The sequence below is a fragment of the Streptomyces sp. genome, assembly GCF_036566765.1.
GTDB lineage: Bacteria > Actinomycetota > Actinomycetes > Streptomycetales > Streptomycetaceae > Streptomyces.
The window spans coordinates 1-9,037 of record NZ_DATCVQ010000121.1 but is presented as its reverse complement, the minus strand read 5'-3'; the positions used below and the strand labels follow the sequence as shown (position 1 = coordinate 9,037).

The window sequence follows — 9,037 nt, the reverse complement described above, 5'->3', positions numbered from 1 at the left end:
CGCCGCGCTGTTCCGGGCCACCGGCAACCAGTCGGTGCCCCGGACCACGATGAGCCTCGTGCACCTGCGGGCCGGGCAGATCGTCCAGAACACCTACCTGACGACCCTGAACACCGGGTTCCTGCGCAAGGCCAAGGAGACCGAGGAGCGCATCACCGCCGTCTCCTCCTGGCAGGACGCCCTGTGCTTCACCGACGCCGAGCGCGCCGCCCTCGCCCTGGTCGAGGCCACCCTCCAGCCCGCCCCGCCCGGCAAGGAACGCGTCACGGACGAGCTGTACGCCGAAGCCGCCAGGCACTACGACGACAAGGCGCTCGCCACCCTCACCATCGCGATCGGCCAGATCAACTTCTTCATCGCCCTCGCCGTCATCGGCAAGCCCAAGCCCGTCACCTCCCTCGCAACCCAGCAGTGGGACTGACCCGGCAAGCGTGACGCGTAGGGCCCGCACGGCCGAAGCCGTGCGGGCCCTACGCGTACGGGACTCCTGTGCCTCAGCTCTCCTGGGCCCGGCCGCCCGCCGTCACGATCGTGCCCTGGGCCACGGCCACGAGACGCTCTTCGCCCTCCGGCGACACGGCGTAGATCGAGCATTGGCAGACCGCCTGGCGGCGCGTGGTGACCAGCGCGCGGGCCCGGGCGATGACCACCTCGCCCGTCGCGGGCTTCGCGTAGTTGACCTTGTACTCGGCGGTGAGCGCGTCGCCGCCGAGGGCGAGGCCGCCCGCGAACGTCAGCGCGTTGTCGGCCAGGTAGCTCAGGACTCCGCCGTGCACGAAGCCGTGCTGCTGCAGGAGTTCGGGCCGGACGCGGACGCGGATCTCGGCCGAGTCCGGGCCCACGTCGGTGAGTTCGGCGCCCAGGAACTTGCTGAACGGCTGGGCGTCGAAGATGCCGTGTGCGAAGGCGGTGAGGTCGGTCGTCATGCCGGCTGTCCCATCGTTGTGCCCGAGGTTTCCGGAGTATCCGGAGTACCCGGGGTGTCAGGGTGCTTCCCTGTCCCGTGCGCGGCGCCGTCCGGAACGGCGAGCCGCGCGTCGATGTTGTCCTGGAACATGGCGAGCAGGCCCTCGGCGAGCCCCAGGACGTGGTGGTCGCTGCCGCCGTGGCGCAGCCCTCGCTGCACGTCCTCGGCGATGGCGAAGTCCTCCTGGTCGAACACGTCGTCGTTGGTGAACCGGAACCGCTTCTCCAGCGCGCTCTGTCCCTTCGAACCCGGGAAGTCGTCGGCGCGGTAGAGCATCTCGTGGGTCCAGATCGTCCGGTCGGGGCTGAGCGGCCAGAACGTGTTGATCGAGACGTAGTCGGGGTGGAGGATGAAGAAGGTGTTGGGGAAGAGCGTGTAGTACACGGACGCGTAGTCCAGGATGCGCCACTCCTCCTCCGGCTTCTGCGCGGTGTCGACGATGTTGGTGCGGGCCGCGGAGAGCCGGATGTGCGGTCCGTCCTCGTCGTGCGCGATCACGCCGCGCTTGAAGGCGAACGCGAGGGTGTCCCGGTGCAGGTACGGGACGTGGTAGCCCTCCAGGTACGTCTTGATCAGCAGCTTCCAGTTGGCCTCCTTGACGACCTTGGTCTTCTTGTACTGGACCAGGGAGGCCACGTCGAAGTTCACGAGGTCGTCGTGGAAGGCGCCGAGGAAGCCGGGTATGTCGAGGGGTGCGTCCGGGCTCCGGGCGACCCAGATCAGGCCGCCCGATTCGGTTGCGGGGAGCTCCACGAGTCCGTAGTCGCAGGCGTCCACACCGGGGAAGTCCTGCGACCGCGTGATGCCCTTCAGGCCTCCGTCGAGCCCGTAGACCCAACCGTGGAAGGGGCAGATGAAGTTCTTGACCGTCCCGGCCTGCTCGCGCGTGAGGCGGGCGCCGCGGTGACGGCACTGGTTGTAGAAGGCCCGCACCTTCCCGTCCTCGCCCCGGACGGCGATGTACGGGAACTGGTCCCAGTCGCTGGTCAGGTACGACCCGGGCTCCCGGAGCGCCGACGCGTGGCCCGCGACGAGCGGGAAGCGGGCGAAGGTCGAGGCCAACTCCTGGTCGAAGAGCGCCTCGTCGGTGTACTTCGAGGTCGGGATCGTGACGACCTTGTCCAGCATCTCCTCGTCGCGTCGCTCTGCGCGCAGCGCCAGTAGGCGCTTGAGCATGGCTACTTGCTCGCTCTGCTTCATGGTGTCCCCCCGCTGACTCTGCCGACCCCAAGAACTGAATCGGTGTTCATTTCATGGTACGGGTGGAGCCGAGCGCACGGAAGCAGAAGTCGCGGATTTCCGCGACCAGTTGTTCGTCCTTCATGTCCAGGACGTCATGCGGCTCGACCTCCGGGGCGAGTCGCCCGACCAGCGCCTCGGAGATGGCGCCGATGACGGCCGAGGAGGCGACCCGCACGTTCTGTCGCGCGAAGAGGTTCTCCTCGATGCCGTCGCGGATGACGTCCTCGCCCAGCGCGACGTACGCCCGCCGATACACGAGCCGCTCGCCCTCGACCGCCGGGGACACCGGCTCGAAGAGCAGCGACCACGCCATGCGGCGGCTGCGCAGGGCGCGCTGGGTGAAGGTGTCGACGAGCGCGCCCAGACGCGCGGAAGGGTCATCCGGAGCCCCGGCGACCGCGGCTCGCACGACCGTCAGCTCGTGGTCGGCGGCGCGGCGGAAGACCTCGGCCAGCAACTCGTCCCGGCTGCCGAAGTACGAGTAGAGCGAACCGGTGCTCGACCCGCACGCGCGGGCGATCGCGCTGACCTTCGCGCCGGCGAAACCGACATGGGCCACGAGGTCGTGCGCCGCCTCCAGAAAGGCGACCTGCTTCTCCTGGGCATGCCGTCTCGTCCGTTCCGTCTGCCGATAAGCCATCGCCGCCGTGGGACCTTCCATGTCGAACAAGCGGTCCGCACAGACCGGAACCCGCTACACCGAGGACAGAGCCTAGTGACCCCGGCCACCGCCGCTCAGACGCGCGCCGCGATCGCCGCCGCGTCGACGCCGCCCGGCAGCGCCCCGTACAGGTGACCGAAGGCCGCACCCGCGCCGAGCCGCGAGGCCGTGAATCCGTCCGAGACCGCTGCGGGCGCGGTACGGACGAGAAGTGAAGCCTGGAGGGCGAGGGCCAGGGCCGCGACCAGTTCTCGGGCGCGGGCTTGCGGGGCCGGTGACGCCAGTACGTCACGGGCGAGGCGCCGGGTCGCCGCCAGGTGGGCGTCGAGGCGGGCGTCGGCGCCGGCGGCGAGGGAGACTTCCGCGTCGAAGGCCTCCAGCGAGTCGGGCTCGCGGGTGATGGCGCGGAGCACGTCCAGTGCGATGACGTTGCCCGAGCCTTCCCAGATCGCCATCAGCGGTTGCTCGCGGTAGCGCATGGCGAGGGGGAAGGCCTCGGTGTAGCCGTTTCCGCCGAGGCATTCCAGCGCCTCGTAGGCGTGACCGGGGCCGCGCTTGCAGACCCAGTACTTCGTGACGGCGGTGGCCAGCCTGCCGAACGCCCGCTCGGCGTCGGAGGCATCCTCGTCGTGGGCGCGCGCGAGGCGGAGCGCCGCGGCCGTGGCCGCCTCGGTCTCCAGGTGCAGGTCGGCGATCACCGCGGTCATCGCGGGCTGGTCGACGAGCAGCCTGCCGAAGGCGGCGCGGTGTCGTACGTGCCAGGCGGCCTCGGCGGTCGACTGCCGCATGCCCGCGGTCGATCCGTAGATGCAGTCGAGCCGGGTGCGGGCCACCATGTCGATGATGGTGCGCACGCCGCGGCCCTCCTCGCCGATGAGCCGGCCCACGGCCTGCTCGTACTCGACCTCGCTGGAGGCGTTCGAGCGGTTCCCGAGTTTGTCCTTGAGCCGCTGGATCCGGATGCCGTTCTTCTCCCCGCCCTCCAGCAACCGGGGTACGAGGAAGCAGCTGAGGCCGCCCGACGCCTGGGCGAGTACGAGGAAGGCGTCCGACATCGGGGCGCTGCAGAACCACTTGTGACCGGTGAGCGCGTAGTGCCCGTCGCCGGTCGGGAGCGCGACCGTCGTGTTCGCCCGTACGTCCGAGCCGCCCTGCTTCTCGGTCATCGCCATGCCGAAGAGAGCTCCGGCCTTGCCCGGGACGAGCCGGCCGTCGTACTGCGTGCTGTACAGCCGGGGCAGCCAGGTGTCGGCGAGCTTCTGGTCCTGCCTGATCACGGGGACGACGGAGTGCGTCATCGAGATCGGGCAGCCGTGTCCGGACTCGACCTGGGCGTAGAGCATGAACGTCGCGGCCCGTGCGACGTTCGCCCCGGGCCGTGGCTGCGCCCATGCGCCGGTGTGCGCCCCGTCGTTGACGGCGGCGCCGAGCACGCGGTGGTAACTCGGGTCGTACACGACCTCGTCGATGCGGTGACCGTGGCGATCGTGGGTGGCGAGCAGCGGCTCGGTACGGTTCGCGCGACGGGCGTCTTCCTGGAACTCGGCGCTCCCGACCCGGCGTCCGGTGCGGTGCAGCCGTTCCGTAGCCCAGCCCGCGCCGTACAGTGCGACGCCCTCGACCAGGGCTGCGTTCGTGCCGTACTCGTCGATCTCGACGCGGTTCGGAGCCTGGTTGGTCACTTCGTGGGTTGCGTTCATGGTGGGTGCCGTCCTTGATCTCAAGGATTGAACCATGATTCAATTCTTCACTTCAAGAATTGAATCACGGTTCATCGACCCCGGCAAGGCAGTACGCTCCGGCGCATCCGCACCCCTATGACGTGTATGACGTGGAGGAACCGCCCATGAACCTCACTTGGATGCTCGAGGGCTCCGCCCGCAAGTTCCCCACGAAGCCCGCCGTCGTCTCCGATCTGGGCTTACTGACGTACGCGGAGCTCCTCGCCGCTTCGCGCCGGGCGGCTGCCGTACTGCGCGACGCGGGCGTGCGGCCCGGGGACCGTGTGGGCGTGATGGCCTACAACACCCCCGCGTTCGCGATCGCCGCCTTCGGCGTCTGGCGGGCCGGCGCCGCGCTCGTGCCGATCAACCACAAGTTCACGGCGCACGAAGTGGCGTACGTGGCCGGGCACTCGACCCCGAAGGTCGTGGTGGCCGCCGCCGAACTCGCCGAGCGGGTACGGGAGGGCGCCCCCGAGATCGACGTCCTGACCGTCGACGACGCGGGGACCGGCGAGTTCGACCGGCTCGTCGCCGCGGCCGAGGAATGGGACGGAGTGGACGTGGGCTCCGACGCCGTCGCCCAGGTCCTCTACACCTCCGGCACGACCAGCAGCCCGAAGGGCTGTCTGCACTCCCACGGCGGTCTGTGGAACGTGCCGGCCTTCACGGCCGCGGCGACCGGCCTTCGCCGGGACGATCGTTTCCTCATCGCCATGCCGATCTGGCACGCGTCACCGCTGAACAACTGGTTCCTGTCGATGATCTACCTGGGCGGCACGGCCGTGCTGCTGAAGGAGTACCACCCCGTCAAGTTCCTGGAGACGGTCCAAAAGTACGGCGTCACGGGGTTCTTCGGCGCGCCGATCGCCTATCTCGCCCCGCTGAAGGCGCTGCCCGCGGCCGGTCTCGACCTCGCCGGGTTCGACCTGTCCAGCGTTCGCCTGTGGGCCTACGGCGGTGCGCCCCTGGGAGCGCAGACCGTGAAGACCCTGCAGGCCGCCTACGGCTCGGACCGCTTCTACCAGGTGTACGGAATGAGCGAGATGGGGCCGGTCGGGTCCGCGCTCTACCCGGACGAGCAGGTGACGAAGGCCGGCTCGATCGGCGCGGGCGGCATGCCCGGCGTGGACATCCGCGTGGTGCGGGCCGACGGAGCGGACGCGTCCGCGGGAGAGGTCGGCGAGCTGTGGCTCCGCTCCGCCACGCGCATGATCGGGTACCTGGACGATCCGTCGGCGACCGCGCGGGCATGCGAGGGAGACTGGTATCGGACCGGTGATCTGGCGCAAGTCGACGAGGACGGATACCTGTTCATCGTCGACCGGCTCAAGGACGTCGTCATCACCGGCGGCGAGAACGTCTTCTGCCCCGAGGTCGAGGAAGCGCTGCGTCAGCATCCCGCGATCCAGGACGCCGCCGTCATCGGCCGACCGCACGAGGAGTGGGGCGAGACGGTCGTCGCCGTCGTCGAGGCGAACGAGGCGGTGACGATCGAGGAGTTGCGCGCGTTCCTGTCGACGCTGCTGGCGAAGTACAAGATGCCCCGGGAGCTGGTGGTACTCGACGCCCTGCCGCGCAATCCCTCCGGCAAGGTCATGAAGCACGTCCTGCGGGAACAGGCGGCGGCGCAAGCCGTTCACCGGGGATCCGCATCCGTCGGATGACTCGGAGATTTCGTCAAGTGGCGCTCAGCACACCGGCGTTGTGAGTAGAGTTCTAGAAGATATCTCTAGTTCTGCGTACGGCCTGCGATATCGGTGACACACGGGGGATGACATGACGGAGCCAACACGCCCGGACGGCCAGTGGCCCCCGCAAGGGGCCTTCGGCCCGCCGCCGCCGGGCCCTCACGACCCTTGGCAGGTCCCTCACGGGTACCCTCCACCGCCGGTCGGCGGCGCAGGCGGGCAGCGCGGGCGCTTCCTGCTCCTCGGTGGGATCGGCGTGCTGGTCCTGGCGCTGGGGGCCGGGCTGCTGGCGTGGAACGTCATCGGTTCCGGATCCGACGAACCAGCGGCGAAGCGGGACCTGCGGCCGTTCCAGCAGGCCGTGGCCGAGCTGGCCACGGCCCCGGGTCTGCGCTACAAGGACTCCTCGGCCGCAGGTCTCACGCGCCGGGACGTCACCGTGACCGCCGCCGGCAGCCGGTACGGCACCACCGGACTCGGCGGCAGCGGGCTCGACCGCGAGATCCTGCACGTGGGCGGCAAGACGTTCACGCGCCGGCAGGCCGAGCCCGACGACAAGGCCGCGAACACGTGGAACGCCGGGGACGAGGGCGGCGGCACCGGCCCGGCGCAGGAGCTGGTCGAGCGCAGGCCGTCCCCGGCCGTGCTGGCCATGCTGCTCTCCCAGGTCCTGGACGAGGCGGCCGACGTACCGGCGGCGCGCGGCGAGTCGGCCGGGCGGCGCTCCACCGTGAACGGAACGCCGGCCCTCGCGGTGGACACGTCGGCGGGCCGCCTGCTCGTCACCGAGAAGAAGCCTCATCGCGTGCTGCGCCTGGAGCCTTACGGGGTGTCCCGGCGGACCGGGTCCTCCACCGGGTCGACGGAACAGACCTCGTGGAACGTGCGGCCGGCGGCGGCGCCGGATCTGCGCGAGCAGCCGTCCGACACCCCGGATGTGACGGAGGGTCCCCTGCGGGGCAGCGACTCCGAGGGCATGGATCTGACCCCGGTCACCGGCGACGCGACCGAGCCGATGTTCAGCACCTTGGAGAAGCAGACCAAGGAGCTCGAGAACGCCACGGACAGCGGCATCTCCCTCTCCCTCAGCGGCTCGGGGAACGTGAGGTGCGGCTCGGGCGGGTGCACGGCGAGCAACAGCTTCGCCGGGCAGATCACCACCAGCGCGAAGGGCCGTCTGACGGGCGGCAACGTCACCGCCGTCATGACCGCCTCGTTCACCATCGACGGCAGGGGCGCCGGCCAGTGCACCAGCGCGCAGGGCTCCTTCGCCGTCACCGGCGCCGGCGTCTCGGGCAGCCTGTCGTGCTCGAATCCGGGCGCCGGACCGACCTTCGCGTCGATCGAGGCGCAGAAGAAGGCCGCAGCCCGGGCGCAGTCCCGTGCGAGCGGCGGCCGGCCGGTCCAGTACCGCATCCCGTACAGCGCCAACACGCTGATCACCGCGCGCGCACTGGCGACGGTCGAGGTCAAGAAGCTCGTGGACCGGGTGAAGCGGGAGCGCGGCAACTCCGGCTGCACGAAGTCCCACAACCTCCCCTCCGCCTACCGAGTCTCCCTCGTCCGCAGCGACGACGACCCTCGCTTCTTCCCGAACCTGATTCCCGAGGACAAGCCCGACTGGTTCAAACCGGTCTCCCCCGACATGGCGCGGGGTCGGTCCGGGAACTACCTGTACGTGGTGCTGGAGAACGGCGAGCTCATCATCGGCAAGCGGACGGCGGGGCACATCAATCTCGCTCAGGGCAAGCGGGTGCTGGCCGCAGGAGAGTTCAAGACCAAGGGCGGCGACGTCGTGTACCTCGACAACAAGTCCGGGCACTACAGGCCCTACGGGGTCCACGCACGGAAGGCCGCCGAGGACGCATTCAAGAGGAACGGATTCACGGCAGATGGGAAGTACAACGCCGCCTGGGGAAAGCCCGGCTGCTGATCCCGTCGAACGCTTCCGGGCGATCGTTCGGGCCGTCCTCGACTCCGCCGATCGTTCCTACGGAGTCGAGGACCTCGAACCGGAGCTCGAGCGCGCCCTCGCACTGCTGAACCACCACCCCGAACTGCGCGGACGATTCGAGACGGAGCTCGTCGCCCTGCTTGATCCGATCAGGGAAGGCGTCGTCGAGCTGGTCTCCTTCACCATGCACGAACTGCGCTGGTCCGCGGTGGAGGATGCGATCAGGAGCCGGATCGCCGATCCCGCAGGAGACGTCAGCGACCGTCGGCTCCACGAGGCGATGCTGGACGCCTTCTCCGACTCATGGCGCGACCGCGACCTGTACGCACGCTTCGAGGCCGACCCTGACACGTCGGACGACCGAGACACCTCAAGCTGATCGACGGTCCGCAGACGGGCGATGTGTACGCGTCCTTCGACGGCGGCGCTCCGCAGCTGCTGAAGTCGTACCGGTCGAATGTCAACGGCGTCGAGACGCTCGCCGTCGACGTGCCGGCCGGCAGCACCTCGCTGAGCCTGCGCTTCCGCTACACCGGTACCAACAGCGCCTTCTGGACGATCGACCAGGTCACCGTCGCTCCGTGACGTGTCCGCGCGCCACGCCGGGGCCGGAAGTCATGCGCCGATGACTCCCGGCCCCGGCCGGGCGCCCGTTCTCACTCGGACATGGCCTTCGGCCACTCCCGGCGTACGGTCACCAGGGCCTTGGCCAGCTGTTCGGAGGTGGGGAACTGCGGGGTGCCCTCGACCGTCGGCAGTTGCGCGGCCAGGGTCTTGTTCAGGGTCCCGTTCTCCGCCATG

General features: G+C 69.7%; 9 protein-coding genes. 5 read left to right on the top strand and 4 right to left on the bottom strand.

Annotated features, from left to right (window positions below):
* Positions 1-421, top strand: a 421-nt coding sequence (locus VIU94_RS06370) for a carboxymuconolactone decarboxylase family protein (RefSeq protein ID WP_331908457.1), incomplete at its 5' end; no start/stop codon positions are given.
* 73 nt (positions 422-494) lie between these two features.
* On the opposite strand, the gene VIU94_RS06365 is transcribed toward VIU94_RS06370, so the two are convergent.
* The 4 genes from VIU94_RS06365 to VIU94_RS06350 form a co-directional block, all read right to left on the bottom strand.
* Positions 495-926 (bottom strand): PaaI family thioesterase, encoded by a 432-nt coding sequence (locus VIU94_RS06365; protein WP_331908455.1) that lies wholly within the window; start codon positions 924-926, stop codon positions 495-497.
* A complete protein-coding gene (locus VIU94_RS06360; protein ID WP_331908453.1) occupies positions 923-2,167 on the bottom strand; it encodes an aromatic ring-hydroxylating oxygenase subunit alpha in 1,245 nt (414 codons plus the stop codon). Before VIU94_RS06360 ends, VIU94_RS06365 begins: the two co-directional genes overlap by 4 nt.
* A gap of 46 nt (positions 2,168-2,213) precedes the next feature.
* On the bottom strand, positions 2,214-2,870 hold the full coding sequence (locus VIU94_RS06355; protein WP_331908451.1) for a TetR/AcrR family transcriptional regulator: 657 nt from the start codon (positions 2,868-2,870) through the stop codon (positions 2,214-2,216).
* Positions 2,871-2,944: 74 nt separating this feature from the next.
* Entirely contained in the window at positions 2,945-4,570 is a 1,626-nt protein-coding gene (locus tag VIU94_RS06350; RefSeq protein WP_331908449.1) for an acyl-CoA dehydrogenase family protein, read from the bottom strand.
* Positions 4,571-4,716: 146 nt separating this feature from the next.
* On the opposite strand from VIU94_RS06350, the gene VIU94_RS06345 reads away from it, so the two are divergent.
* The 4 genes from VIU94_RS06345 (at position 4,717) to VIU94_RS06330 (ending at position 8,821) form a co-directional block, all read left to right on the top strand.
* A complete protein-coding gene (locus tag VIU94_RS06345) occupies positions 4,717-6,258 on the top strand; it encodes a class I adenylate-forming enzyme family protein (RefSeq protein WP_331908447.1) in 1,542 nt (513 codons plus the stop codon).
* Between the two features lie 280 nt (positions 6,259-6,538).
* Positions 6,539-8,215: a hypothetical protein gene (locus tag VIU94_RS06340; protein WP_331908445.1), complete on the top strand. Its 1,677-nt coding sequence runs from the start codon at positions 6,539-6,541 to the stop codon at positions 8,213-8,215.
* Positions 8,175-8,615, top strand: coding sequence for a hypothetical protein (locus VIU94_RS06335; protein WP_331908443.1), 441 nt, complete (start codon positions 8,175-8,177; stop codon positions 8,613-8,615). The genes VIU94_RS06340 and VIU94_RS06335 overlap by 41 nt, the downstream gene beginning before the upstream one ends.
* 23 nt (positions 8,616-8,638) lie before the next feature.
* Positions 8,639-8,821, top strand: coding sequence for a hypothetical protein (locus VIU94_RS06330; RefSeq protein ID WP_331908441.1), 183 nt, complete (start codon positions 8,639-8,641; stop codon positions 8,819-8,821).
* Positions 8,822-9,037 lie beyond the last annotated feature (216 nt).